Annotated in this window: 20 protein-coding genes and 2 tRNA genes; 9 read left to right on the top strand and 13 right to left on the bottom strand. The window is 45.4% G+C overall.

Translation table 11 applies throughout. From position 1 onward, the window contains the following. Positions 1 to 92: 92 nt before the first annotated feature. The 7 genes from ABXR35_RS03890 to licT form a co-directional block, all read right to left on the bottom strand. Positions 93 to 2,258, bottom strand: a complete 2,166-nt coding sequence (locus tag ABXR35_RS03890) for an ATP-dependent Clp protease ATP-binding subunit (protein ID WP_367055707.1) — start codon at positions 2,256 to 2,258, stop codon at positions 93 to 95. A gap of 465 nt (positions 2,259 to 2,723) precedes the next feature. Then, positions 2,724 to 3,560 (bottom strand): VOC family protein, encoded by an 837-nt coding sequence (locus ABXR35_RS03885; RefSeq protein ID WP_367055704.1) that lies wholly within the window; start codon positions 3,558 to 3,560, stop codon positions 2,724 to 2,726. Positions 3,561 to 3,749: 189 nt separating this feature from the next. After that, positions 3,750 to 4,109, bottom strand: coding sequence for a hypothetical protein (locus ABXR35_RS03880; RefSeq protein ID WP_367055701.1), 360 nt, complete (start codon positions 4,107 to 4,109; stop codon positions 3,750 to 3,752). Between the two features lie 158 nt (positions 4,110 to 4,267). Continuing rightward, positions 4,268 to 6,052, bottom strand: coding sequence for an acid phosphatase (locus ABXR35_RS03875; protein WP_367055698.1), 1,785 nt, complete (start codon positions 6,050 to 6,052; stop codon positions 4,268 to 4,270). A gap of 325 nt (positions 6,053 to 6,377) precedes the next feature. Beyond that, on the bottom strand, positions 6,378 to 7,856 hold the full coding sequence (locus ABXR35_RS03870) for a glycoside hydrolase family 1 protein (RefSeq protein ID WP_367055695.1): 1,479 nt from the start codon (positions 7,854 to 7,856) through the stop codon (positions 6,378 to 6,380). Positions 7,857 to 8,074: 218 nt separating this feature from the next. Beyond that, positions 8,075 to 9,979, bottom strand: a complete 1,905-nt coding sequence (locus tag ABXR35_RS03865) for a beta-glucoside-specific PTS transporter subunit IIABC (RefSeq protein WP_367055692.1) — start codon at positions 9,977 to 9,979, stop codon at positions 8,075 to 8,077. A 126-nt stretch (positions 9,980 to 10,105) separates the two neighbouring features. Then, positions 10,106 to 10,942 (bottom strand): BglG family transcription antiterminator LicT, encoded by an 837-nt coding sequence (gene licT / locus ABXR35_RS03860; protein ID WP_367055689.1) that lies wholly within the window; start codon positions 10,940 to 10,942, stop codon positions 10,106 to 10,108. A gap of 586 nt (positions 10,943 to 11,528) precedes the next feature. Here licT and ABXR35_RS03855 point away from each other — a divergent pair. From ABXR35_RS03855 to ABXR35_RS03845, 3 genes are read left to right on the top strand one after another with little or no spacing between them, the layout of a single operon-like run. Then, positions 11,529 to 11,696 (top strand): hypothetical protein, encoded by a 168-nt coding sequence (locus ABXR35_RS03855; protein WP_367055686.1) that lies wholly within the window; start codon positions 11,529 to 11,531, stop codon positions 11,694 to 11,696. Beyond that, positions 11,693 to 12,358 (top strand): DUF6338 family protein, encoded by a 666-nt coding sequence (locus ABXR35_RS03850; protein WP_367055683.1) that lies wholly within the window; start codon positions 11,693 to 11,695, stop codon positions 12,356 to 12,358. The genes ABXR35_RS03855 and ABXR35_RS03850 overlap by 4 nt, the downstream gene beginning before the upstream one ends. Positions 12,359 to 12,413: 55 nt before the next feature. Then, positions 12,414 to 14,099, top strand: coding sequence for a caspase family protein (locus ABXR35_RS03845; protein ID WP_367055680.1), 1,686 nt, complete (start codon positions 12,414 to 12,416; stop codon positions 14,097 to 14,099). A 47-nt stretch (positions 14,100 to 14,146) separates the two neighbouring features. On the opposite strand, the gene ABXR35_RS03840 is transcribed toward ABXR35_RS03845, so the two are convergent. Next, positions 14,147 to 14,219: transfer RNA gene (locus ABXR35_RS03840), tRNA-Ala, on the bottom strand. A 200-nt stretch (positions 14,220 to 14,419) separates the two neighbouring features. On the opposite strand from ABXR35_RS03840, the gene ABXR35_RS03835 reads away from it, so the two are divergent. The 6 genes from ABXR35_RS03835 (at position 14,420) to ABXR35_RS03810 (ending at position 21,041) form a co-directional block, all read left to right on the top strand. Beyond that, positions 14,420 to 14,827: a hypothetical protein gene (locus tag ABXR35_RS03835; RefSeq protein ID WP_367055677.1), complete on the top strand. Its 408-nt coding sequence runs from the start codon at positions 14,420 to 14,422 to the stop codon at positions 14,825 to 14,827. A gap of 306 nt (positions 14,828 to 15,133) precedes the next feature. Then, positions 15,134 to 16,105 (top strand): ABC transporter substrate-binding protein, encoded by a 972-nt coding sequence (locus ABXR35_RS03830; RefSeq protein ID WP_367055674.1) that lies wholly within the window; start codon positions 15,134 to 15,136, stop codon positions 16,103 to 16,105. A gap of 194 nt (positions 16,106 to 16,299) precedes the next feature. Continuing rightward, a tRNA-Leu gene (locus tag ABXR35_RS03825) sits at positions 16,300 to 16,383 on the top strand. A gap of 331 nt (positions 16,384 to 16,714) precedes the next feature. Next, the gene (locus ABXR35_RS03820; protein WP_367055671.1) at positions 16,715 to 17,455 is read left to right on the top strand and encodes a LytR/AlgR family response regulator transcription factor; all 741 of its coding nucleotides are present in this window, start codon (positions 16,715 to 16,717) and stop codon (positions 17,453 to 17,455) included. 16 nt (positions 17,456 to 17,471) lie between these two features. Further along, positions 17,472 to 18,764: an ATP-binding protein gene (locus ABXR35_RS03815; RefSeq protein ID WP_367055668.1), complete on the top strand. Its 1,293-nt coding sequence runs from the start codon at positions 17,472 to 17,474 to the stop codon at positions 18,762 to 18,764. A 135-nt stretch (positions 18,765 to 18,899) separates the two neighbouring features. Next, positions 18,900 to 21,041 (top strand): serine hydrolase domain-containing protein, encoded by a 2,142-nt coding sequence (locus ABXR35_RS03810; RefSeq protein WP_367055665.1) that lies wholly within the window; start codon positions 18,900 to 18,902, stop codon positions 21,039 to 21,041. Positions 21,042 to 21,125: 84 nt separating this feature from the next. Here the strand turns inward: ABXR35_RS03810 and nrdR are convergent, their stop codons facing one another. The 5 genes from nrdR to polA form a co-directional block, all read right to left on the bottom strand. Further along, positions 21,126 to 21,671, bottom strand: a complete 546-nt coding sequence (gene nrdR / locus ABXR35_RS03805) for a transcriptional regulator NrdR (RefSeq protein ID WP_367055662.1) — start codon at positions 21,669 to 21,671, stop codon at positions 21,126 to 21,128. A gap of 205 nt (positions 21,672 to 21,876) precedes the next feature. Further along, positions 21,877 to 22,452, bottom strand: a complete 576-nt coding sequence (locus tag ABXR35_RS03800) for a lytic transglycosylase domain-containing protein (protein ID WP_367061148.1) — start codon at positions 22,450 to 22,452, stop codon at positions 21,877 to 21,879. Beyond that, positions 22,452 to 23,045, bottom strand: a complete 594-nt coding sequence (coaE, locus tag ABXR35_RS03795; RefSeq protein ID WP_367055659.1) for a dephospho-CoA kinase — start codon at positions 23,043 to 23,045, stop codon at positions 22,452 to 22,454. The genes ABXR35_RS03800 and coaE overlap by 1 nt, the downstream gene beginning before the upstream one ends. 9 nt (positions 23,046 to 23,054) lie before the next feature. Next, the gene (mutM, locus tag ABXR35_RS03790; protein WP_367055656.1) at positions 23,055 to 23,900 is read right to left on the bottom strand and encodes a DNA-formamidopyrimidine glycosylase; all 846 of its coding nucleotides are present in this window, start codon (positions 23,898 to 23,900) and stop codon (positions 23,055 to 23,057) included. A 46-nt stretch (positions 23,901 to 23,946) separates the two neighbouring features. Then, complete coding sequence (gene polA, locus ABXR35_RS03785) at positions 23,947 to 26,637, bottom strand: DNA polymerase I (protein WP_367055653.1); 2,691 nt, start codon at positions 26,635 to 26,637, stop codon at positions 23,947 to 23,949. Positions 26,638 to 26,717 lie beyond the last annotated feature (80 nt).

The following is a 26,717-nucleotide window of genomic DNA, read 5'->3' as shown; positions in this document are numbered from 1 at the left end:
CTTCGTCTTCCCTACAGGAAGCGTTGGTGGAAAGGTGCTTTTGCATTATATATCTAACAGATGAACATAAACCGTTCATACGAGTGCTATTATTAACCCGCTTTGGTCACTTGAATGGTATCATTTTCGACCGTTACGTGAATACGGCGAACCTGCTCGTCGTCCAGTACCAGATCAGTGATGCCGTCTTCGACATACTGCTGAATCACACGACGCAATGGACGAGCGCCAAAGGCAGGATCATAACCGAGTTCGGACAATTTGCGTTTCGCTTCATCAGAGATATCAAGCGTCATGCCTTGCTCGCTCAGCGTAGTCTGAATATCATTCAGCATATGATCCACAATCTGAATCAAATCCTCCGCTTTCAGCGAAGCAAATGGAATGATTGCGTCAAACCGGTTGAGGAATTCAGGACGGAAGTATGCTCCCAACGAACTCAGAATCGAACGCGTCTGATCCGCTTTTGGTGCAGAGAAGCCGACAGTGATTTTTTTCTCCGCCATACCTGCATTGGAGGTCATAATGATGACCGTATCCTTGAAGCTGACGGTACGACCTTGACTGTCAGTCAGTCGTCCATCGTCCAGCACTTGCAGGAACATATGCTGTACATCTGGATGTGCTTTTTCAATCTCATCCAGCAAGATAATGCTGTATGGATTGCGACGTACACGCTCGGTCAGTTGACCAGCCTCTTCATGACCGACATAACCCGGAGGGGAACCGATCAGTTTGGACACGGAATGTTTCTCCATATATTCGCTCATATCCAGACGGATCATAGCATCTTGCTGACCGAACAATTCCTCTGCCAGCGACTTGGACAATTCCGTTTTACCGACACCGGTTGGACCGACGAACAGGAACGAGGCAATCGGTTTATTTTGCTGTCTCAGCCCGGCACGGCTACGACGTACCGCTCTCGCTACCTTTTCAACCGCTTCATGCTGACCGATAACTTTGTCTTCCAAACGAGCAGCCAGATGTTTCATTTTGCTCTGCTCATCCTGTTGCAGTTTGCCGACTGGGATACCAGTTTTGCGTTCTACGATTTGCTGAATGTCATCAACCTGCACATCCACTGGTTCACCAGCACTGATGCCTTTATTCAGACTTTCCAGCAAAATCGCTTCCTGATCGCGCAGCTCAGCAGCACGTTCGTATTGTTCAGCAGCTGTTGCCTGTTCTTTTTCCACTTTGATCTGTTCCAGACGACTACGCAGTTGACTATCGTCACCAACAGATGCTCTCAGATTCAAGCGAGCACCGGCTTCGTCCAGCAGGTCAATCGCTTTGTCCGGCAGGAAACGATCCTGAATATAACGGTGAGATAGCTGTACACAAGCAGCAATTGTTTCATCGGAATAGCGTACACCGTGGAATTCTTCGTATTTCGGACGCAGCCCTTTCAAAATATCGACAGTTTCCTGTACAGTTGGCTCATTCACCATCACCGGTTGGAAACGACGTTCCAGCGCAGCATCTTTTTCAATCTGACGATATTCCTTGAGTGTTGTCGCACCGATCACTTGCAAATCACCACGAGCGAGCACCGGTTTCAGTATATTGCCTGCATCCATCGAACCTTCAGCAGAACCTGCACCAACCAGCAAATGAATCTCGTCGATAAACAGCAGGATATTGTCGCGCTCCTGAAGCTCAGCGATCAATTGTTTTACTTTTTCTTCAAACTGTCCACGGATACCAGTTCCCGCTACAAGAGAAGCGACATCCAAGGAATACACTTCTTTGCCTAGCAGCTTGGACGGTACATTCCCCTCGGTAATACGCAGTGCCAGACCTTCGGCAATTGCGGTTTTACCAACGCCCGGTTCACCGATCAGGACGGGGTTATTTTTGTTACGACGGTTAAGAATTTCGATAACACGCTCGATCTCTTCATCACGCCCGATAACGGTATCGATTTTGCCATTGCGAGCGGCATCATTCAGGTTGCGTCCCAATTGATCCAGCAGACCATTCCCACCATTGCGGGATGAAGCTGTGCGACCTGCTGCTTGATTATCGTTAGATGCTGCACCGTTGGAGCGGGCATTGGGCTGTAGCAAGCTTTTGAACAGCTCGTCGATGGACGACATGCCGTTAGGAGAAGGACCAAAGCCAGCTGCGAATGGAACACCACTATTCATTTTGGCATAGCAGTCTTGGCACAGTACCATTTTCTCGGATTTATGATTAATTGTGAATTGAAGCCCTACTGTAGCTTCATTCTGATTACAATGTTGACAACGCATAAAAATTTGCCCCTTTCGTAAATAAGAATCCGTACGTAGACGGGAGAGTGCCGGTATTCACCGGATGATGCGAAAAGGATAGAACCGCTGTCCGTCGGGTTGTAGGAATATGGTATTGGTTGTTCACATAAGATGTATTACAACACTTGAAGTATCTTCTACCACGATAAGGATCGGCGGGCGCAATCATATACTATTGCGACGATGCAGAACAGTGATCCAAGAATAGATCTTTCATTGATCAGGAAAGGTCAGTTTGACGTTTGATCAATGTGTTCTGACTTTGACTTTCTTTGACTATTATAACTCTTCTGTAGGAGAAGTCAATAGATTATAGATAGTTTCTGAAAATAAATTTGCATGCAATTTATTCTACTTATATCCATACGCAAAAGCCTCTATCTCCAGCGATAGAGGCTTTTGCGTATGAAACTAACGACTGTCTATTTCCCTTCTTTTACATGATCACAAGCTATCCAGCTCTACATCGGATGCGATAAAGCGATACTGTCCGCCGCCGATCTCGATCGCGCGTGCTAGTAATGATTCGGCGTTCGTGCGGAAGGTCAATGCCGTGATGCCCGGCTCTACTGCCTGTACAAAGCTGAAATAATGCTTACCGATTCGCAGTGTGTTCGGTGCAGACGATTCCTTTTCTAACCCAAACAGTTCATGCCAGTGATTTGCGGCAGCCTCTGGATGGACAACGCCGAACAAGGCTGACAACAATTCCGTATCCCCAGCAGGATGCGGTGCAACCAAGCCAGCTCTCGTTAGTTGATCCAATCGCTGCTCATCCTCGCCACTCCATTGAATAAAAAATGGATACGGCAATCCTTCAAAATCACCGCCAATCATAAACATCCGCCATTGAATGAGATTACCAGATGCATCGCGGCGTTCACCATCCAGAATCTCCGACAACTGCAATTCATGCTGCTTCAAGGATTGCCACACCGCCTCAATATCATCCGTACGTATGGCTACCCGACTAAAACGCTGATGCACGGGAAGTTCAGTCAGCGCATCGCGCACAACAACATGAGCAGGATCAGCAGCCTGCACCTTATCTCGATCCTCAACACCGAGAAACTCTACATATTCTAGCCCAAAATAACTGAGCGCATTGTACGTTCCCCACTTTGGATGCGATCCGCCGCGAAAAGCATGCAGCCCATATTGCTGAAATGTATCAATCGCTTCATCTAGATTATTGACATAATGAACCGTATGATCCCAGCGTAGCGGATGCCCAGCTGTATTGGTACATGTTGCATCATTCTCGCGATGTTCACTCATCATTGGTCCTCGCCTTCCACGTTTGATCGTTGATTGAGCAGACGTTTGCAGCTTATCTGATCATGAAGCAGTCTGACACGTCACTTCACAACGTCGCTTAACAACGGCAGTCTATTTCTAACAATAATTAACCAAATTCATATTGACGACACGTACATCGGTAAAATCTTATATATGTCTATACCCTCTTCATCAAGTAAATTCATCCGTCACATCCTGCCAAGCTTCTAGATTGGGCAATCGCTGATGACCCCAGTAATCCAGAATATAGCGAATCATTATCGTTCGATCCGAGGTTGTATAGCTATAATGCTGAAATCCGTTTTTCATCTGATTGTTGATGAAACGAATCTCTGCCACCATCTGCCCATCTTGCTCCAATGCAGCCATCTGCATATATATACTTCCTTCGATCGGCTCTGACGGCTCCAGCACGATATAATCCTGCACATCCAGATTTGTAATCAGATCGACGAACAGCGATGCTTGAAGACTGTCATTCTCATATGTAGTACCATTGCTTTCTAATGTATAACGCAATGTCGAATACATGTACAATCCCCCTTGGATGTTATCTGATCTAGCGTTTGACTGACACTATATAGCTCATGATGATAGATGCCCATTCCATAAATTATCCCCCTGCAAAGCCCAGATTGCAAATGGCTTTACAGGGGGATGACATAGGATTATTTAAAGAGAGATGAGCATTATTTTTCCTTTTTCACAATCTGTATTTTTACGCTTGTATTGCTATAGACTGGCTTCACTGTATAGCCCTTTGGCAATCCTGTCGCTTCGATGGAGGCGAAGGTGCCATGCTTCCGTGATAGATCGCTCGCGATGATTTTGATCATACTCGTTGGAGCGTATCCTTTAGCAAAGTGCAACTTCAATTTGCCGCCATAGCTGGCTTTGCCGTTAATTTGTAGCAGATCGGATGCGCTACCGATGTTCAGCTCCAAGGTTCCTTTGTCGGATTGTTTGTAATCTCCACCGATCACCAGCCAGCCTTTGACATTCTCGACGAGTGTGCCGCCTTGGTTGTTCACATCGCCACGTCCAAAGGCATAGCCGTTATCGCCTTCCAGCGTACCAGCGAGCAGTGTTGTTGTACCCGTATAGCTGTTTTTGCCTGCCAGATGTAGCGTACCTGTACCTTTTTTGATCAGACCACCTTTGCCGGAAATGGCGTTGCGCCAGCTGTCTTCTTGGTTAAAGCCACCTTTATAGGCGTCCATCGTCACGGTAACATTACTAACAAACGCTCCGTAGCCGTCAGCTGCGGCGAACAGATTGAGTCGTCCCCAGCCTTCTGGATCATCCAGCACTGGATAACCAGAAGCCAATCCTGTAGTTGCCAATACCCAGCGGCGCTGTGTAGCATCCAGATAAGGTTGGCGTGTTTCTAGTAAGACTTCAGCACCTTTTGGAACGGAAACCGGTTTGTTGGAAGCCGTGATTTGCGGGAAGCCATATGTCAAACGCTCCGTGTACACCTGCTTGTTGGATTGGTAGTTGCTAAAACGGTCCTTGGCAGTACCGGTCTGCGACATCAATTCCTTTTGTGCCTGAGCATACGCTGCCTGCTTCAATTCCCGATTCGCTGGATCATTCAAAATACCTGCTGCCAGCGCCGTTGCCATCACTCTACCACCCATCACATCAAACGGCGAGTGCATTCCAGCAACGATTCGATCATTCCCCAGCTCAGATGCTCTCGTCAGCAGTTCCTGATAACGCTCTGGTATCGCATATGCCATCGCAAACGCGCTCAAGTAGGCGGCATTGGTGTGACCGCTTGGATAGCCTCCATCACTAGACGGATCGGACTTGATCTGCGGCACAAGTGTCGGAATAACAGCTGCTTCTGGGCTCCAACGGAAGGGACGCTTATAACCAAAATAACTTTTCGCTGGGTTACTGGATGAATAATCACCACGCAGCTTATTAACCAGTCCAACAACGCTGCCTAGACTGGAGTTGGGATCACCTGCATTATTGCCTTCATCGTCATACTTCTGACTGGTTGCATCGGCAGGTACATCTGTCACCGTCGTTGTTGCACCGGCTTCTTTGCGATATACGTCCGTTAGTGAACCGAGTCCATCCATCACGCTATAGCTCTGATTGCGACGATCATCCAGATATGCCTGCTGCTCTTGTGCAGCGGTGCGCTTGTTCGCAATATTGATGACCTTCTGGATATTCATATTCAAGATGGACTCGTTCAGCTTGGTGCCTGAATCCCAGCTCTGCCCCGGTGTCCACAGCTTGTTAAAGCCAGACAAAGTACCGATTACCGGATTGCTATTCACGGCCAGCTTGTCCTTTGTATTGTTCTGATATGTATCGACAAAATACCCCCATGATGGCTTCACCGGAGTAACATTCGACGGCTCGTTTGCCGCATGTGCGTAAGTACCACCAAAAGTACCTGCCAGTACCGACAGCGTGAGCGAAAGCTTCATAAGTTTGGATGTAGATGATTTCATACTGGATGATTCCCCCTAGATCTGAATAGATGTACCTTGATCATCGTACGGTACATTTGTTAACGCTATACAGGGGGTTGATTGCTGGATTGTTAACTGTCCATGTTTATATCACATTTTGTCGAAAAGAAAAGCCAGAAGATGCAATGAACTCGCACCATCCGACTTTTCTTTTTCCTCGTCCTTTTCTTTTTCCGTTTCTTTTTGCTTATCCGTATAACTAGTATCCCAATCCCTCTATTTACAACGAGCCATATTGCTTCTCCATCATTACAGAGCTATATACCATTTCTCATATCGGCAATGCTCATTTATGCAAGAAAGATTAGGCTTTCAGCGCTTCTACCGTTGTGTGGTCCAGCTGCTCTCCGTTACTAGCAATCACCTGCTTGTACCAATGGAAGCTATCTTTGCGGGAACGGTTCAATGTTCCATTGCCATCGTTATCCTTATCGACGTAGATAAAGCCATAACGCTTCTTCATCTCGCCCGTTCCGGCACTCACCAGATCGATACAGCCCCAAGGCGTATATCCCACCAGATCCACACCGTCAGCGATTGCTTCCTTCATCGCTTCAATATGCTGCTTCAGATACTCAATCCGGTAGTTGTCATGAATGGAGCCGTCCGCTTCTACTGTATCCACTGCACCCAGACCATTTTCCACTACCATAATCGGAATGCCATACCGATTGTAAATATTGTTCATCGACCAGCGTAGCCCTTGCGGATCAATCTGCCATTCCCACTCGCTTGCTTTGAGATATGGATTTTTTAGACCCATCGACAGGTTGCCACCAATCTGTTCCTGCTCTGGATCGGCACTAACGCAGGTGGACGAGTAATAGCTACATGTATAAAAGTCCACACGACCATCCCGCAGAATCTGCTCGTCTCCCTCTTCCATGGCAATATGCAATCCCTGCTCGGCAAAATACCGCTTCGCAAAGCCCGGATACGATCCGCGCACCTGTACATCGGAGCACAGGAAATTCGTAAGATTATCCTTTTGCTGTGCGAGCAGCACATCGTCTGGATTCGCTGTTAGCGGATAGGAACAAAGATACGCAATCATACAGCCAATTTGGAAATCAGGATTGATCTCGTGTCCCAGCTTGACCGCTTTTGCACTGGCGATAAACTGATGATGCAGCGCCTGATATCGCTTCTGCTCATCATCAGGTCCCGCACCCAGTTCTTCACTTTGCTCCGGCGGAATTGCTCCAGCCAGAAACGAGCCAAATGGCATTGTCAAAATATTGATTTCGTTAAAGGTCAGCCAATATTTGACGGTATCTTTGTAGCGAGTGAATAACGTTTCGCAATAACGAACATAGAAATCCACCAGCTGGCGGTTGGTCCAGCCGTTATAGTGTTTCGCTAGTGCAAAGGGGGCTTCATAGTGGCTGATTGTTACCAGTGGTTCGATATTATGCTTTTTCAATTCAGCGAATACTTTATCATAAAACTTTAAGCCCTCTTCATTCGGCTCCGTATCATCGCCATTCGGGAAAATACGCGACCAAGCGATAGACATACGGAATACTTTGAAGCCCATCTCGCCGAACAGCGCAATATCTTCGGCATACCGATGGTAATAATCAATTGCCTCATGACTTGGATAGTTGCTGCCCGCCTCCTGCTCCAATGTTACTCGGCGGCGAGTCGTATGTGTACCCGCGGTCAGCATATCGGAGGTACTTAGTCCTTTACCGGATTCATTGTAACCACCTTCTAGCTGATTGGCTGCGGTCGCTCCGCCCCACAGAAAATGTTCAGGAAACTTCTTCACAACTGTATTCATCGATCATTCCTCCTTGGTTGTAGGATGATATGGTACGTACGATTTAGCAGTGCACCGCTTGTATATCGATTCCAAACGGCATATATACTGTGTCTATTCATGATGCAGATAAGCGAAGCAATGATCGTGGTGCATGACGATTGTACTGTCATGCACCACGATATGGTTGTAGATGTATGCCATTTTGAGAGTAACAAGCAGAGGGTGTTTGAATACAATCAGATGACGACAGTCAGCAGATCCTCTTGATAACCAACCGATTTTTTCTCTGTTTCGATAACATCCAGATAATTGCCGGAATTGGAGATAATCACGGGAGTCGTCAATACATAACCCGCTGCTTTGATCTCAGATACATCAAACTCCATCAGCAGATCGCCTTTTTTGACGGTATCGCCCTGTTTGACATGTGGGGTAAAGAATTTGCCTTTCAGTTTCACGGTATCTTGACCAACGTGGATTAGAATATCTACACCATGATTGCTCGTGATACCAATCGCATGACCGGAAGAGAACAACGATGTCAGTACGCCATCGACTGGGGAATAGACTTTTCCTTCGATTGGCTCAATCGCAATACCTTTACCCAGCGCTCCTGTAGAGAATGCTTCATCCTTCACTTGGGACAGAGCGATAACTTCACCTTTCAATGGACTGAATACAGTTTCTTGTTTTACCAGTACGTCATTTGTTGGTCCATCCGTTTTGGCTGCACCATCTGGCACATCGTCTGTCAGCTTAGTGAAGAACATGAAGACGAAACCAAAGATAAAGCTGACAACCATACCGATCAGAGCGCCATAGAAGCCGGAGTCAAAGCCATTTGGACCGATATACGATGGAATACCGAATACGCCGAGACCGCCGATAATATACGCTTTTGTACCCATTGCACCGATGATGGCGCCACCGATCGCACCAGCAATACAGCTCAATACGAATGGACGTTTACGCGGTAAGGTAATACCATAGATCGCTGGCTCAGTAACACCGAAGATACCAGAGATAAAGGCTGGAATGGACAGTGATTTGAGCTTGGTGCTTTTTGCTTTGATCAGGATTGCGAGTACAACACCTGTTTGAGCGAACGATGCACCGAACATACCTGCCAGAATTGGATCGTAACCCAAGTTCGTCAAGTTGTTGATTGCAATCGGTACGAAGCCCCAGTGCAGACCGAAGATAACGAATACTTGCCAGAACGCACCCAGCAGCAGACCAGCAACGATTGGACTCAGATTGTAGATTGCCAAGAAGCCTGCACCGATCAGATGCCCTGCCCATGTTGCGATTGGACCGATAATGATGAACGCCAGTGGAATCGTAATCAGCAAAGTACAGAACGGAACCATGAACGTACGAACGACACTTGGAATCACACGTTTGAAGAATCCTTCAATTTTGGAGCCAATATACGTCGATAAGATAATCGGAATAACACTAGACGAATAGGTCATCAGAATGACCGGAATACCAAGGAACGTAATATGCACTGGTGATTCAAATGGTGTACCTGTAAATAAGGTATACAATGGATCACCTGCGGTTACTGTCGTTAACGTTGGATACACAAGCGCTGCACCAATCGCCATCCCGATGAATATGTTAGCATTGAACTTTTTCGCCGATGTGTAACCGAGGAAGATCGGGAAGAAGTAGAACAGACAGTCACCAATCGCGTTCAAAATAATATACGTACCGGATGTGTTCACCAGCCAACCGAGTGACACAAACAGTGCTGTTAAGCCTTTGATCATACCGGTTGCTGCCAATACGCCCAGAGTCGGTGCGAATACGCCAGAGATCATATCAATGAAGCGGTTGAACAAACTTACCTTCTCGCCGGAATCGCTTACATTTGTAGAACTTTCGCCCCCGAAGCCGCCAACAGTATTCACTTCTGCATATACGTCAGGCACATGGTTACCGATTACGACTTGGTATTGTCCACCGCTTTGGATAACAGTGACTACACCATCCATATTTTTGAGTACATCCGTATTCGCTTTGCTTTCGTCTTTGAGCTTGAAGCGTAGGCGTGTGATACAGTGTGTTAGACTATTGACGTTTTCTTTACCGCCGACATTTTGGATAATGTCTTTCGCGAGTTTTTCGTATTTCATCGTATATTCCTCCCTGAATGAAGTTCCATAGAAAAAGGCGAAACCAAACAGATCTTCTATCGGAGCATGACCCCAATAGCGTCTCGTGTTGGTTTCGCCTGCATGACCAGTAACAATCCAATGATTTTATTCAGTTGTATCGCTGGTAATTCGCTGAATATGAATGGTGAGGTATAGCTTCTCCTCGTCCGTCAGTTCCGTACTCAGGTATTTCTCCACCTTCAACATGCACTGGTAGGCGGATTTGTATTTGCTTTTGACCTGACGAAGCAGGAAGTCGTCTTCTAGCACCCGTTTATGAGGCTGCGTTAGCCGTTGAAAGAAAAATTTCAGATGCGTAATGAATCTCTCATAGCTGATCGACTGCTCATCCAGTTCAATATTGTACGTGTACTTGATAATGTTGAGAATGTCTTGAATTTTCTCCGCCTGAACGGCGACATTGCTGAACTTATTACTAGAGCCGTTCAGTTCGGCGTTGACCAGATGAAGTGCAATATTGGCGGCTTCGTCCTCCGGTAGCTGTTTGCCGAGTGTTGATTCGATGAATTCCAGCGCCTTCACACCAACCCGGTATTCTTTGGGATAAAAGCGACGAATCTCCCAGCTAAGCGGGTTCGTATTGAAGATGCCTTCATCATACATCCGCAATGCGTTATTCATATGGTCAGTGAGCGTGACATAAATGTAATCGCTCAAGGTACCTTCCAAATTGTTCTTGCCGTACTCGATAATGTCGTAGCAGACCGAAATGTATTCCGGTGGTACGTCCTCCAGCAGTAGCTTGAATTTCTCGGAAGCTTCCTTTTGTTGCAGCACGAAGATTTTTTCAATGAGGCTCTTGTCCACCGGCTCACCGGCGCTCTTTTTGAAAGCGATTCCACGTCCCATAACGACAAATTCTCGTTTGCCCGGATCACTGGCAATGATGGCATTATTATTAAAAATTTTCTGGATAATCATCCAGGCTGCCCTCCTTATCCCGTATAGGTGTACATCAGGACTCAGATGCCGGACGAACATTCAGTTACAGCTTGAAGTATGAAGATCAGCAAGGTCCTTATTGATGTCATGCAATCTTCCTGGCGTCCAATACAAGCGTATGACGAGATCACGTAACTGTATCTGCACATCACTCTTTCCGTTGTGAAATGGGCGGTCGTGGAATCCTCAGCCTGCCAGGACTAGATATTGAAAAAGGCAAAACCCAACACATGTAATATAGCTCGAAACAAGCTGTACATGCACTGGGTTTTGCCTTTTCAGTAACAATCCCAAAGTTAGAATACCACCGATTTAGTCGTTTGGCAAGCGCTTTCTTTTATTTTGGAGTAACATTTTTTTATATGGAGATTTTCGGTATTGTTATATGGTTTTTGATATGTAAATAATTCATTTCAGAATGTATCCATTTAGAATTGATTGTTTACTAAAATAACTATATCAACCAGAAATATTAGATCATTTTATTAAGTAAAACAATATAGTTTATTAATTCAATTTATTTTTGTATAATCTTATAATAAATTCTAAATTAGGAGAAAAAACCATGAAAAAAAATGACGAATCTAAATATACATCAAAAAATGGAATGATAAACTTTGAGAAAAGATCAGCCCGTTTTGAGAAGCCAGCTAAAGAAGATTTAGATAAATTAAACGAAATATTAGAACTTGATAAGAATAATCGAAATAAAACAACGGATAATGAAAAATGATTCCTACAGCCGCCCAGCTTATTACAATCATAATTTTATTAGTACCAGGTTTTTTAAGTATGCAAGTTGCGTCTAAATTTTCTCCAACTAAAAAACTCTCTACTTTTGATTCTACTGTTCTCAGTATAATCTTTTCTTTAATAATTCATATGATTTATACTTTAGCATTTATTTACTTAAACATGAATTGGTTTAATAGATTACTTTTATTTTTCAAAACTTCAATTTGGTCTAGCTCTTTAACTATATTTATGTTGATTTATTTAATCGGATTGATAATCTCTTCTGTGCTTTCAGGATATATTTTAGCTACTTTTAAAAATAATGGAAGACTCTATAAATTAATAAAACGTATAGGGTTTGACTATTATCATCATGAGAATTTATGGGATGAAATGATAAACATCTATTCTTTAGAAAAACAAACTCCCCTCGTTATTATAAATTATGAAGATAATAGTTATGCTGGATGGATATATCGAGCGTCTTTTGATTTAGAGAAGAATGAACGTAAAGAAATTATACTTGCACAAGCAAGATACAAAAATCGAGAAGACACTAACTGGACTGCCCTAATGTCTGATTTGGTTTATCTTAATTTAGCAGAAGCTAAATCTATAGAGTATGTAAATGGCTCCAAAATTTTAAAATCAAAATACTAAGGGGGAGATTTTTATATCTGTTATATACCGTTCGATTTATTCAAATAGTTTTGCTTTGATTATTGGGATTAATCGATATGAACATACTAACAACTTGAATTATGCCTCTAACGATGCACAAGGTATATATACAATTTTAAAAGATGTTTATCAATTTCAAGAAGAAAATATAACCCTACTTTTAGATGAAGAGGCTACAAGAGATAATATTATGAAATCTTTTTTACGGCTTACACAAAATCATATTCAAGTTGATGATCGTATAATAATATTCTATGCGGGTCATGGATATACTTTGCAAGGTAGACGTGGAGATATCGGATATTTAATACCTCATAATGGAAATGCAAATGATCTTTCGACCTTGATACGTTGGGATGAACTAACGAGGAATGCTGAACTAATAAGAGCAAAACATATGCTATATATTATGGATGCATGTTATAGCGGTTTAGCTATTAAAAGATCACTATCACCAGGAAGTAATAGATTTTTAAAAGATATGCTTAAGCGAAATGCTCGTCAAGTCATCACTTCCGGTAAAGCAAATGAGCAAGTAGATGATTCAAATGGACCACTTCCAAATCACTCTATTTTTACTGGACATTTAATAGAAGGCTTAAATGGGAATGCTGCATTGGAAAATGGAATTATTACCGCCAATGGACTTATGTCATATGTTTATCAAAAAGTCTCACAAGATAATTATTCAGATCAAACTCCTCATTTTGGATTTATCGAAGGAGATGGAGACTTTATATTCAATTTCTCTACCCTTAGTGGTTCTGATGTAGAGGAGGAAAAAAATTTAGATTATTTAATTGAAATCCCTTCAGCTATTCCCGGAATAAGCACGGTCTCAATTGAAGAAGTCGTAGAAGAAACTAAAGAATTTCTTACAGATATACGCTATAAAATTAAATTAGACGATTTAGTGAATCATGAACTCAGAAAAACTTTAGCTGCTTTATCTGAAGCAAATTTCCCAAACTATTCTTATATGAATACACCAGAAGATTTAGTTCAAAAGTTAAATGATTATGAAAATACAATTTTAAACCTGAGATTTATAGGTAGTTGTATTTCCTATTGGGGACAAAAAGAACATTATAACTCAATAAACAAAATAATTATGCGATTAATAGAAAATGTTAGCCCGGAAAATGGAAATACAATGACATTATCATTAAGGTACTATCCAATTATGATAGTTATTTACTCTTGTGGTATTAGTGCAATTGCAAATGAGAACTATGAGTATTTAGCAAAAATGCTAACGGTTTCTGTAGAAGACGATTATAATCCTTCCACACAATTAGTATTAAAATTAAACCGTGAATTTAATCATACAACAAAAGAAAAATTTAAATTGATTCCAGAACATGGACGATATCACGTTGCTTTTAATGAGTATATGTACAAGTTTTTACAACCTAGTCTAGACGACTTATTATTCTTAGGTAAGAGCTACGAAAAATACTTTGATTTCTTTGAAATTATGTTTTGCCTATTGCATGCAGATCTTTATGGAGAAGATGAATTTTGGGGACCTATGGGACGTTTTGCTTGGAAGATTAGATCTGGTAGGAATAATCCTTTTAAAGAATTATTAACTGAAGCCAATTCACTTAAGGACGAATGGCCTCCTATCAAAGCCGGATTATTTAGGGGCTCTTATGAAAGGTTTACTTTAGTTTCTCAAGGTGTGCTTAAAAGAATAGCTGATTTACATTGGTACTGAAATCCATATAAAAAACCAACATTCATTCCGAATGTTGGTTTTTGGTATGGAGCCTAGGGGGATCGAACCCCTGACCTCATCGCTGCCAGCGATGCGCTCTCCCAGCTGAGCTAAGGCCCCTCGTATGTAATTGTTCGTTCGTTGATCAACTTCTATAATATATCATACGCTTCTAACTCGGTCAATCATACGTTTTGACACTCTATTTATACGCTTTATTACATATAATAAAAGAAAGCAAATAAAACATACGATACAGTTACTGCATTCGTCGGCTAGTCCCTATCGCACTCACGAAGTCAATGAAAGGAGATTTGAAAATGAGAATACGCATCTCTTTCCTACTATTATTCCTGTGGATCACACTACTCACTGGCTGTAACCAAACCTCCTTGCCTGATGTCCAATATGTTGGCTCCTCACAGAACTGGAAAGCCAGCCTAGAAGCAACATCCGTCAAAAGCAAAGAAAGTCGGTTGACGCTTATGTATATCGGCGATCCCGCCTATGCGGTCGGAGCGGTTCGTTTTACTTTAAATGGTACAACGAACAGTACAACCGTCACCTCAGACAACAGCGCGTCTCCTCAACCACCCGGTACATACCATGAAGTATCCGATATTGACTTTAGCCATAACTACGATCCTAGCGAGCCTTTGTCCATGTCTGTCGAATGGTCAGATGGTACGCAAGACATGGAAGAACAGCTTCGGCTACAACCGCAATAATGTATATCGCTCGCATACTAAATCATCATTTACGTACCCTATCGCCAATGCTGCTAATCCATGAAATGGTATCCATCATTGCACTTTCTCACAGCCTCCCCTCGACTGTGTGACAAGCCGGTGACAGTTGGGTCATTGCGTTGACTTCCATTCCGCCACTACTGGTATAATAATATTGGGTATTTTTTTATAACAAACCGGAATGTCATCCTGCGTGTTGCTTCTCGTTTGCAATCTGTTATTGCGAATGGAGTAAGCAGGATGATCGTCCGGCATACCGATATATTGGGAAAAGAGGCGGATACTTTGAAACACAAAGCTCTCGCCAGAGCAGGGCTTGCGCTGCTACTGGTTCTTGTTTTTCTGACAGCCTGCGGGCAACCGAAAGAAACGCGGGCGGATATTTTCAATCCGAATGGCATTAAGGTGATGCCGGTTCGCGATTCGTTTGGACAAATGGTCAATGTGCCGATTTCGCCGAAACGCATTGCGGTAACGGATCAGTTTGCGATGGATTATCTGAATGCGCTGGATGCACAGGTATCGCTGGCAGCCAAGCCAGCGGGCGGCAGTTACACCTTCCCCGCTTACACCGAGCAGGAGCAAAAGGATAGTCTGACTGTGATCGAGACAGCAGATGGCTCTCTTGATCCGAGCGCTTTATCCGGTTCCAAGCCGGATATGATTTTCACAGATAGCAATGATCGTGCTACTTATGATGCGCTGACCAAGATTGCACCGACCGTGTATATCGATCCAACGCTAGACTGGCGCAGTGAATTGTATATGTATAGCACATTTTTGGATCGTGATACTGCTGCCAGACAGTATATGAATGCGTACCAGAAAGATTCCAATGCTGCCAAATCGGCAATTGCTCCGGTCATTGGTTCCAGTACAGTCGCCGCAGTACAAATGCAAGATAACGCTATGCAAATCTACGGTAGCACACAGCAAGGTGTCGGTTCAGTATTGTATCAGGATCTAGCACTCAAAGCACCTATCGGCATCGACACCAGCGCGGCGTCTACTCCTGTCACAATCGCACAGCTGCAACAAATGAATCCCGATTATCTATTTATCTCCAGTGGTGTAAAAGACGATACAGCGGAAGCATGGAGCAAACGCATGGCATCGACAACAGACGGCGCAGCATGGAGCGGATTAAAAGCTGTACAAGACAAGCATGTGTATATCGTGGATGCAAGCTTCTTCAACGATACACCACCTGCCAAAACGTATGCGATTGAAACGATGCAAAAACTCGTAACGCAGTAATAACGACATCATCATACAATCGTGGCATTCCATGATTGTAAACCAGAATCACTCATTCCTATACAAGCTGTCCTCAAAAAACAGCTTGCATTCTTTTTCTCTGCGATGTATAATCTTAATTACGGTGATTCTTTCACCACTTCCTATCTCACATCATGACACTCATCACGAAGGCAGGAAGTTACATAGTATTTGCGGTCGTGGCGGAATTGGCAGACGCGCACGGTTCAGGTCCGTGTGGGCTTACCCCCGTGGAGGTTCGAGTCCTCTCGACCGCATACCTATTATACGCACGACCCGCAGTTGCTCCGGCAATTGCGGGTCTTTTTTGTATGTTTATCGAGAAAACGTTCAAGGGTCTTTTTGTGCAGTTCAGCCGCGGATACCATATGGCACATGATCCGCATGGTACACTAAACGAGAGTCATTTGCATGATCTCGATTCATATTCTTGATTGACGGCTCGATTCTTTAAAGGATTGTAGCGAGATAACGATTTCTAGCTTCCTCTAAAAACACATCATGCACGGAATACGATTATCTTCATTTCTAACCCAAACTCAGTGGGTGTACAGCTACTACTATACGCATAAAACGGAGGTTCTGACGATGTACCGAATAGCCATTTGCGATGATTCGGAGCAGCAGCGGGAGCATGTACAGCATATGCTGACTACGCTGTCGGTGCGGACGGATATTGAATTTGAGATTACGGTGTTTCATAGCGGGGATGCTTTGCTGGCGCATTATGAACAGCAGCTCCCCTCCTTTCATGCTTGGATTCTAGATGTGGAGATGCCGGGGCGAAGTGGGATTGAGACCGCGCGGCAGCTACGGTCATGGAATCACCGCGACGAGCAGATTATTTTCCTGACCGCATATCCGCAATATATGGTAGATAGCTTTGATGTGATGACATTTCATTATTTGATCAAGCCGGTACAGCAGGAACGCTTTGATGAGGTGCTGCTGTCGCTGTATCGTCACTGGCAAGCGCAGGAGCACAAATGGCTGGTCGTCAAGTCAGGCTATGATGAAGTAGTCATTCGGCATGAGGAACTGATCGCCATCGAAGCGGTCAAAAGCTTGACGCTCAAAAATCGACTGCGCTTTATTACGACGACCGATGTGCATGAAAGTCGGGGCATTTTGGCGACGTATGCAGCTTCGCTACGGGAGCATCACTTTTTGCAAATTCATCGCTCGGCGATTATTAATATGCGACATGCGCGCAAATTCGCTGGAAATGAAGTATTTCTGTCAAACGGCTTGCAATTGCCGATTGGTCGCTCGCGAGTTAAGGAAGTGAAGGATGCGTGTACCCGTTTTATGATTATGGAACTGGATTGAAGTGGGGGTGTGATGTATGTATATCTATTATTTGCTGCTGATTCTCGTATTTGGATTGCCTACGGTATGGCTGACACGGTTTTATTTTGATGTGGTGATTGGGCGCGATCATCGCCGACCGTATCAACCTCTCTATATCGTGGGCTATTTGGTGTTTTATTTTATGTATTATACGATCAATTTATCGTATATCTCCGCTTCTTTGCTCGCGATTCTGATGACGTTGTGTCTGGCTGCCTCATATCGTGCGCCTGTCGGTACGCTGCTGATCTTTGCCTTTGTATTCCTTGTCTTGCAGTCGCTTGTGAATGCACTGGGCGGGCAATTGTTTTTTGGCGGGTTCAAGTATTCATTTAATACCACCTACGAACTGATTCATAGTAATTATGCCAATACCTTCAGGCTGCTTGCGTTTACCTTTCTGTGTATGTTGATATTGGTGCAACTGATTCGATTACTCGCAAAAAGACGAAGTTATCCGTTGCCGCACTGGTATTATTTATTATTTCTGATCCTACCTCTGCTTTCAGTATGGCAGATCAATATGCTGGATACGTATGCTGTACAGGGCGCATATTATATTGTGTATGTGCTGGGACTGTTGTTTTTGAATGTGTTTATCATCTATTTGTTCGATACGCTGATGGAGCGATTTCATCTTATTGGGCAAAATCGGGATTTGCAGCGGCAGATGGATTATCAGGATGCCAACTATGAGAAAACGGTGCATGCCTTCAAGGATATTAAGCGCATCATTCACGATACGAATCAGCATATGCTCTATATCGAAGAATGCGTACGCCGCGAGGAACCACAGGCAGCGCTGGAGCATATCCGTATTACGCTGGGTAAGGTCGAGGAAACGTACCACCGCGTCAATACAGGCAATCTGGTCATTGATGCGCTAGTTAGCAATACGCTCAGTATTGCCAAATCCAACGGCGTACGTACCGAGACCCAGCTGCGATTGCATACACCAGAGCTGCATATCGAGCGGTATGATCTGTGCATCGTGCTTGGCAATCTACTCGACAATGCGATGGAAGCGAGCAAGCAGGTTCGTCTGGCAGAGGATCGTCATCTATCGATCAAAATTCATTCCAGTGAATCGGCGTTATACATCCATATTGCCAATCATACGGATCGTCAGATTGAAGACTGGAACAGCAGCAAGCAGCAGAACGGATACCACGGTCTGGGACTGACGAATATTTCGCGCATTTGTGATAAATACGGTGGTCATATGACGATGGAATTGCATAATGGGCAGGTGGATCATATGGTCGTGCTCCCATTTTATGATGTGTAGCTTCGATAAAAAGGTGTCGTTCAGGGGTTCTCATTGTCGTTTCAGCCCATCTTCCTCTGCTCTTCCTCTTTTCGCGTTATGCTGAGGATGGGTTTAAGAGACAGCATCCTATTTTAGACGAAAAGGGGAATACCGATGAAACGTTCCACTTCACGCATCATAAGCTCCATCCTACTCAGTGGTGTATTGCTGACCACCGTTACGCCTGCGAATGCAGCCACGTCCACCAATGGGACTACCACTGCAAAGCAGACAGCCGTGTCCACTTCCAACAGCACCAATAAAGCAGCCAAGCCGTCCGCTGCATTACATGCGCGTGCGCAGAAGCTAGCAAATAGCATGCTGGAGCAATATGGTATGAGCGGCATGCAATATGCGATTATGGATCATGGTCAGATTGTATTGTCTGGTAGCGCTGGCATGAATGATCGCAAAAGCAAACAAAATATTACAAGCACAGACATGTTCGGTATTGGCTCCACCAGTAAAATGTATGTCACTGCCGCTACGATGCTACTAGCAGATGAAGGCAAAATCGATATTGATCAGCCACTGACAACGTATCTGCCCAATTTCAGTATGGCAGACGAGCGGTATCGCACTATCACGCCACGTATGCTGATGGATCATTCGTCCGGTTTTTACGGCAGTCATTATGGCAACAGTATTATGTTCAACGACAACAGCACCTTCAATCATGATACGCTGCTAGAGCATATGAAGACTGAAAAGCTCAAAGCCAATCCCGGTGCATTTTCCGTGTATTCCAATGATAGCTTCCAGATGCTAGAGCTGTTAGTGGAGCAGGTCGGTGGCATGCCATACACTACCTTTATTCGAGAAAAATTCACGACACCACTGAATCTGAAATCAACGCTTACGCCACTAGACGAGTTTGATCGGAAACGGTTGGTAAAAGCGTACAGTTCCCCAGATAGCAAGACTCCGCTTCCCGTTGAAAACACTAATATTCTGGGTACTGGCGGCTTGTATGCTAGCGCGGAAGATATGGTTCGTTTTGCTGAGGTATTAACTGGTCAACGTACCGATATTCTGTCGAAAGAAGCTACTGACGAGATGGCAAAACCGCAATATCGCAATGGCATCTGGGTAGCAGAACAATCCAATATTTTCAACTATGGACTGGGCTGGGATGCGATGGATCTGTCGCCGTTTGACCGTTATGGTCTGAAAGCGATGACCAAGGGCGGCGATACGATTGTGTATCATTCTTCCCTCATAACGATTCCGGGCGAGCGTATGAGCATGGCAGTAACTTCCGCTGGCGGTTCGTCCGTCTTCGATCAGGCATTTGCTACAACGGTCATGCTGGATCTGTTAAAGGAAAAAGGCACTATTTCCAAAATTCTGCCCGATCAAAGTATCGCCAAGCCTGCGAAAGCAATAGCGATGCCTGCCAAGTTGAAGCAATATGCTGGTCTGTACGCTGTCACTGGTGAAACATTTGATGTCGCATTCCGCAACAACAAGCTGCGTGTACCTATGCAAATGTCCGGTCTGGTGCCAGAGCAGGATTATATCTACGCTGGCAATGGCAAATTCCGCAGTGAGGACGGTTCCGCCACTGTTAGCTTTGAGAAGCAAACCAACGGTCTAACTTATATGAAAATGGACGGCTATCTCAATCTGCCGGGTCTGAGCCAATCGCATATGGTCATGTATATCGGGCAAAAACTGCCGGTCCAAAAGCTGGACAAATCGGTGCAACACGCTTGGTCCAAACGCAATGGCAAAACGTATTACAATGTCGATGAGCAGATTCAATCGGTCTTTTACAGCGCTCCATCAATATTGACCAAAACGATCAAGCTGGATGATAGCAAAAGCTATGCGATGGCAACCAAAATCGTCGATAGCAATCACAGCGTCAACACGTTGCAAATTCCAGTAATGAATGGTCGCGATACGTTTGATCTGGAATTCTACACCAAGCAAAACAAAGAGTACGTCAAATCGACCTCGCAATCATATATCAGCGAGGATAATATCGCTACACTGCCAGCCAGTGCTTCGTCTGTGGTCACCCTGCCAGCTGATCATGTAGCAACATGGTTCAATATCGGCAAAACTGTAGGCGGCAAAAAGCTGAAGGTCGATCTTCCGAGTAAAGGTGGATTCGTCGTTTACACCGCTGATGGACAGTTGTACTACTCATCTATCAACAGCGGCAACAAACAAGTCACACTGCCAAAAGGCGGTAAAATCGTATTTGGTGCTTCTGCCAATGCTTCGTTTACATTAAAAATCAGCAAATAATCAATAATCAAAAAGCATCGCTGCGCAGAGTCTCATATGAGATTCATAGCAGCGATGCTTTTTGGTTGGAATGTCAATCCGTGTTCAATCGCGGTCGGGATCATCCAGATCTCGACTAGTGTCAGATACAGACGCATTCGATTCGTGCTTGCGGATCGGTTTCTTGTCCGTCTTCGGTTCATCACTTAACAGACCTTGCAGTTCCTTCATAAACATGTTGATGTCTTTGAACTGGCGGTATACAGAGGCAAAGCGTACGTATGCGACCTCGTCGACCGGATACAGCTGCTCCATCACCAGTTCGCCGACAGCACGGCTTTCCACCTCGGCAAGCGCAGTAGCGTACAGGCTCTTTTCCACCTCGGATACAATCGCATCCAACTGGTCGACCGATACCGGACGCTTTTCGCAGGCGCGAATCAGACCGCGCAGCAGCTTGTCACGACTGAACTCTTCGCGGCTGCCGTCTTTTTTGATCACGATGAGAGGGGTTACTTCCACCATCTCAAACGTGGTAAACCGACGGCTACAGCTTTCGCATTCCCGTCTGCGGCGGATGGACTTATTATCATTCGCCGGTCGAGAATCCAGCACCTTGGTGCCATTGTGACCACAGTAGGGGCATTTCACCGCTGTGTCACCTTCCTTTCATCACAAATGCTTCTTTTACTTGTTCAATTGTGTGTCATTCATGCTTGTACTATTTTGTGTTGGTTTGTGGATGCCTATTACGGGCTGCATATCCTGTATCTATCGTCCGTCTGCTGCATGGATGGTGTACATACTCATCAAATGAAGATCGTCAAATGAAGATTGCCAAACCTGTAACCTTGACTTAGAACTGATCATACAGCTTTGTATATTGCTTATAATAATATAATACACGTTGAACATAATGTCTCGTTTCGCCATAAGGAATATCTTTGGCATCTTCGAGCGTACCGTCCCATTTACCGGATTTGATCCAGTTTTTGACGTTGCCGGGACCAGCGTTGTAGGCAGCGATGACCGCTACCTTGTTGCCGCCAAACTGCTGCATCAGATTGTTGATATACCATGTGCCTAACTCAATATTAGGATCAATATCATGCTTGACCGAATCCAAAGTCACATCACTCAAATGTGCCTTTTCCATTGCCCATTTGGCAGTATCAGGCATCAGCTGCATGAGACCGAGTGCGCCCTTTTTCGATTCCATGCTGGGTTGGTAATTGGTCTCGACTCGAATGATCGAGGCGATCAGAAACGGATCAACCTGATATGCCTCGGCATGTGCGCGAATCTCATCTTTATACTGGATCGGATACACAAGTCCCATCCAGCGTGCATTGAACAGAACAAGCAATAATACGATGATGAACAAGGGCAACAGTACACGCTTGCGGATCAGCGTGGATTTGAGCTTGCTCATCATAATCCCTTGCCATTCCAGAACTGCTGCAACTGTGCCTGTGTCTGCTCCCATGTACCGCTATTGTCGATAACGATGTCGGCGAGCTGCCTTTTCTGTTCAATATCCATTTGTGCTGCCAGTCGCAGTGCCGCTTGCTCCTGATCCAGCGAATCCCGCTGCATCAGACGCTGCAATTGCACCTCTCGCGGTACATAGACGACCATAATTTCCTCAAATGTATATGCTCCCTTGGATTCATACAGCAGTGGGATGTCCGCAATCACCAGACGCTGCGGATTCTCAGCTTCCAGCTGAGCTACCCGACTGTAGATCAGCTCACGAATCGCCGGATGGGTAATGCCTTCCAGTGCCTTCCGTTCCTCAGGATGTGCAAAAATATGTGCTCCCAGACGCTTGCGATCCAGCGTACCATCAGCCAGTAACATCTCTGCGCCAAAACGTTCACTGACCTGCTGTAGCACCGGATGTCCGGGCATCATCACTTCGCGGGCAATCTGGTCCGCATCAACCAGCGCCGCTCCCTGCTGTACAAGCCATGACGCCACTGAGCTTTTGCCCGTGGCGATTCCTCCGGTTAATCCTATATTCATGGCGTCACCTCAACTATTCACACGTGTCGGCAAAGGCTGGCATACCGGGCAATAATGAGTACCCCTGCCACCAACAACGGTTTTTTCGATCAATGTTCCGCATTCATGGCATGGCTGCGCTTTGCGTCCATAGATGCGCAGACTGTGCTGGAACATGCCCATTTCACCTTGTCCGTTCACATAGGATTTAATCGATGATCCGCCTGCGGCAACGGCATCGTTTAATGTCGATACAATGGCTTCATGCAGTCGAATCAACTGCTCCTCATTCAAGTTGCCAGCAATCGTCTCGGGATGAATACCGGCGCGGAACAGCGCCTCATCCACATAGATGTTGCCGATGCCGACAACGTATGCTTGATTGAGCAATACAGGCTTGATCATCGTTTTGCGTTTGCCAATGATCTGGATAAATTGCTCTGTTGTAAACGTTGGATCCAGCGGCTCCTTGCCTAGCTGCATTAGCGGCTTGGATTCCATATCTTCACCAGTTTTAAACAGGTGCATCGTGCCAAATTGGCGTACATCCTTGTAACGTAGCTCTGTACCGTCGGTAAAGTGAAAAATGACATGGGTATGCTTTTCCACTGGCTCATCCTGACGGTATACACCATAACGTCCCTCCATCCGCAGATGAGAAACCATAACCAGCCCGTCCATGATGATGCGTAAAAATTTACCACGGCGTTCGACCGTTTCAATCGTGTGTCCCTGCAATTCCAGTGCAAATTGCTGCGGATCATCCGGTCGCTGTACAATGCGTGGCAAGGAGACGGTTACCCGTTCAATCTGTTTGCCGGGGATCAGTGTGTTTAGTGTGCGTCTGACAGTTTCTACTTCCGGCAATTCCGGCATAAGTGTTCACCTTTCCTTTATCGCTATATTCTACATAGGAATGTTTTTATTTGGCTTCATACCAGTTTGCACCGTAGCTTACATCGGCTTTGAGCGGCACGCTCAGCTTCAGCGCATCTTTCATAACCTGCGGTACAAGGGTTTTCATTTGCTCTAGTTCATCGGCAGGCACTTCAAATACCAACTCATCATGCACCTGTAGTAGCATACGGCTTTTCAGCCCTTGCTCGGTTAAGGCGCGGTCCATATGCACCATCGCCAGCTTGATAATATCAGCGGCAGTTCCTTGAATCGGTGTATTCATCGCTGTACGCTCGGCAAAGGAGCGCAGATTGAAGTTGGATGAGCGAATCTCCGGCAGATACCGACGGCGTTCCAGCATCGTTTTCACATAGCCGCTCTTCTTCGCTTCATCAACAATATCGTCCATATACTGGCGAACCCCGCCAAATACATCAAAGTATTGATTGATAAAATCACTCGCTTCTTTACGCGTAATGCCCAAGTTCTGTGATAATCCGTAATCGCTGATGCCGTATACGATGCCGAAGTTAACCGCTTTGGCAGAACGACGCATATTGCTGTCCACCTGATCTTCGCTCACACCGAATACATCCATCGCGGTCTTCGTATGAATATCCATATCGTGGACAAACGCATCCTTCAAGCCTGGATCATTGGAAATGTCTGCGAGTACGCGCAGCTCAATCTGCGAATAGTCCGCCGCTAGAATGGACCAGCCTTGCTGCGAAGGCACGAATACTTTACGCAGCTTGCGCCCTTCTTCTAGGCGAATCGGAATATTTTGCAGGTTTGGATACTGACTGGACAACCGTCCGGTTGCTGTAATCGTCTGACGGAAGTAGGTATGCACTTTCCCAGACTTGGGATGAATCTCTTTGAGCAGACCTTCCACATACGTTGATTGCAGCTTGGCAATCTGACGGTAAATCAAGATGTACTGCACAATATCATGATACGGCGCCAGTTCCTCTAGCACGTCTGCACTGGTGGAATAGCCGGTTTTGGTTTTCTTTTTCACAGGTAGACCGAGACGATCAAACAGAATCTCGCCCAGCTGTTTCGGTGAATTCAGATTGAACTCCGTGCCTGCCAGCTCATAGATTTGTGAGACAAGCTGGCTAATCTTCTGTTCAAATTCCTTGCCCAGCGCACGCAGCTCATCTGTGTTGACAGCAACGCCCTGCTTTTCCATATCCGCGAGAATACGGGACAGCGGCATCTCCAGATCATTGAACAGCGGAGTCATCTCATTCTGTTCCAGCTGTTCACGCTGAAGCGGTACGAGTTGACGGATCGTATGCGCCTTGAGCGCCATATGGTTACTCAGCACATCCTGCTCCGGCACTTTGTATTTGGCGCCCTTGCCAAATACATGCTCGTCGTCCGCTAGCAGCGGTAGACCATATTTGCCCGCCAAGGCGCTCAGACTTTGACCAGATTCGGTCGGGTCCAGCAGGTAAGCGGCAATCTGAATATCGAATGCAGCTCCGGCAAAAGCAATATCGTCCCAATATAGCACCAGATCGGCGCGATGCAGATCATGACCATTTTTGGAAATGGAGCTGTCGGCAAGCCATGTGCGGATTGCCGCAGCAGCCTCACTTTTCAGTGTATCCGGGGTCAGGAAATAATAATCCTCTGGCGTCGCAAACAAAATGCCTACTAGCTCCGCATGATGCGGATTATCTCCATGACTCTCCACATGCACAACATCCACTGTAGCCAGTGCCTGCTCTAATGTAGATAGGTTGTTCTCATCAATGATAACTACATTTAATTCCGGCGCCTGAATGATCTCCATACTATCCAGATCGAGATCGTCCAGTGTCGCATCAGGATGAGCAGCTACATCGTTCAGATTCAAGCGTTGCAGAATCGATTTGAATTCCAGCTTTTGTAAGGCAGAGACGGCGGTTGCTGCCTGAATACCGTCATATTTCATACTATCCCAGCCCGCTTCAAATGGCACTTCACGGAAAATCGTCGCTAGCTCCTTGCTCAGACGCGCGTCGTCAGCGTGGGTTTCGACCTTTTCCTTCATTTTGCCTTTGAGTTGATCGGTATTGTTTAATACTTCCTCAACCGTACCGAATTGGTGCAGCAGCTTGAGTGCGGTTTTCTCACCAACACCAGGGATACCCGGAATATTATCGGACGCATCGCCCATCAGACCTTTGAGATCAATAATCTGTGACGGAGTTAAGCCGTAGCGCTCCTGCACCTCGGCAGGTCCGTAAGGCTCGATGTCACTGACACCTTTGCGAGTCAATGCGATCTTTACATGATCGGATGCAAGCTGTAGCATGTCCTTGTCCCCGCTGATGATCAGCACATCACAGCCCTTTTGCTCGGCTTGAAGGGATAGTGTACCGATAATATCGTCGGCTTCGTAGCCCTCCAATTGATAATGTGAAATGCCGAAGGCAGTCAGCAAATCCTTAAGTAAAGGAAACTGCTCGGACAGCTCTGGCGGTGTTTTTTGGCGTCCGCCTTTATAATCTTCGTAGCTGCTGTGACGGAAGGTGATTTTACCAGCGTCAAAGGCGACCATCACGTGGGTCGGCTGCTCTTCTTCCAGCAGACGAAGCAGCATATTGGTAAAGCCGTAGACCGCGTTTGTGTGCATACCGGATGAGGTTGTCATCGGCTGCTGCATCGCAAAAAAGGCGCGATAAATGATACTATTTCCATCTATTAACATGAATTTTTCCATAGTTCCTCCTGTAGTCGACACGTACACCGGAATGGTATTCCATAACTGAAAAGTCCCAAAGAATCTCTCTCTTCTATGAT

The organism is Paenibacillus sp. JQZ6Y-1, from assembly GCF_040719145.1.
GTDB lineage: Bacteria > Bacillota > Bacilli > Paenibacillales > Paenibacillaceae > Saccharibacillus > Saccharibacillus kandeliae.
Note: the sequence above shows the minus strand (reverse complement) of the source record. Positions and strands in the feature narration are given on the sequence as shown.

Bases quoted from the DNA above. Each gene is read 5' to 3' on its own strand.
- ABXR35_RS03890 (WP_367055707.1), bottom strand. From the start codon at position 2,258: ATGCGTTGTCAACATTGTAATCAGAATGAAGCTACAGTAGGGCTTCAA.
- ABXR35_RS03885 (WP_367055704.1), bottom strand. From the start codon at position 3,560: ATGATGAGTGAACATCGCGAGAATGATGCAACATGTACCAATACAGCT.
- ABXR35_RS03880 (WP_367055701.1), bottom strand. From the start codon at position 4,109: ATGTATTCGACATTGCGTTATACATTAGAAAGCAATGGTACTACATAT.
- ABXR35_RS03875 (WP_367055698.1), bottom strand. From the start codon at position 6,052: ATGAAATCATCTACATCCAAACTTATGAAGCTTTCGCTCACGCTGTCG.
- ABXR35_RS03870 (WP_367055695.1), bottom strand. From the start codon at position 7,856: ATGAATACAGTTGTGAAGAAGTTTCCTGAACATTTTCTGTGGGGCGGA.
- ABXR35_RS03865 (WP_367055692.1), bottom strand. From the start codon at position 9,979: ATGAAATACGAAAAACTCGCGAAAGACATTATCCAAAATGTCGGCGGT.
- licT (WP_367055689.1), bottom strand. From the start codon at position 10,942: ATGATTATCCAGAAAATTTTTAATAATAATGCCATCATTGCCAGTGAT.
- ABXR35_RS03855 (WP_367055686.1), top strand. From the start codon at position 11,529: ATGAAAAAAAATGACGAATCTAAATATACATCAAAAAATGGAATGATA.
- ABXR35_RS03850 (WP_367055683.1), top strand. From the start codon at position 11,693: ATGATTCCTACAGCCGCCCAGCTTATTACAATCATAATTTTATTAGTA.
- ABXR35_RS03835 (WP_367055677.1), top strand. From the start codon at position 14,420: ATGAGAATACGCATCTCTTTCCTACTATTATTCCTGTGGATCACACTA.
- ABXR35_RS03820 (WP_367055671.1), top strand. From the start codon at position 16,715: ATGTACCGAATAGCCATTTGCGATGATTCGGAGCAGCAGCGGGAGCAT.
- ABXR35_RS03815 (WP_367055668.1), top strand. From the start codon at position 17,472: ATGTATATCTATTATTTGCTGCTGATTCTCGTATTTGGATTGCCTACG.
- ABXR35_RS03810 (WP_367055665.1), top strand. From the start codon at position 18,900: ATGAAACGTTCCACTTCACGCATCATAAGCTCCATCCTACTCAGTGGT.
- ABXR35_RS03800 (WP_367061148.1), bottom strand. From the start codon at position 22,452: ATGAGCAAGCTCAAATCCACGCTGATCCGCAAGCGTGTACTGTTGCCC.
- coaE (WP_367055659.1), bottom strand. From the start codon at position 23,045: ATGAATATAGGATTAACCGGAGGAATCGCCACGGGCAAAAGCTCAGTG.
- mutM (WP_367055656.1), bottom strand. From the start codon at position 23,900: ATGCCGGAATTGCCGGAAGTAGAAACTGTCAGACGCACACTAAACACA.
- polA (WP_367055653.1), bottom strand. From the start codon at position 26,637: ATGGAAAAATTCATGTTAATAGATGGAAATAGTATCATTTATCGCGCC.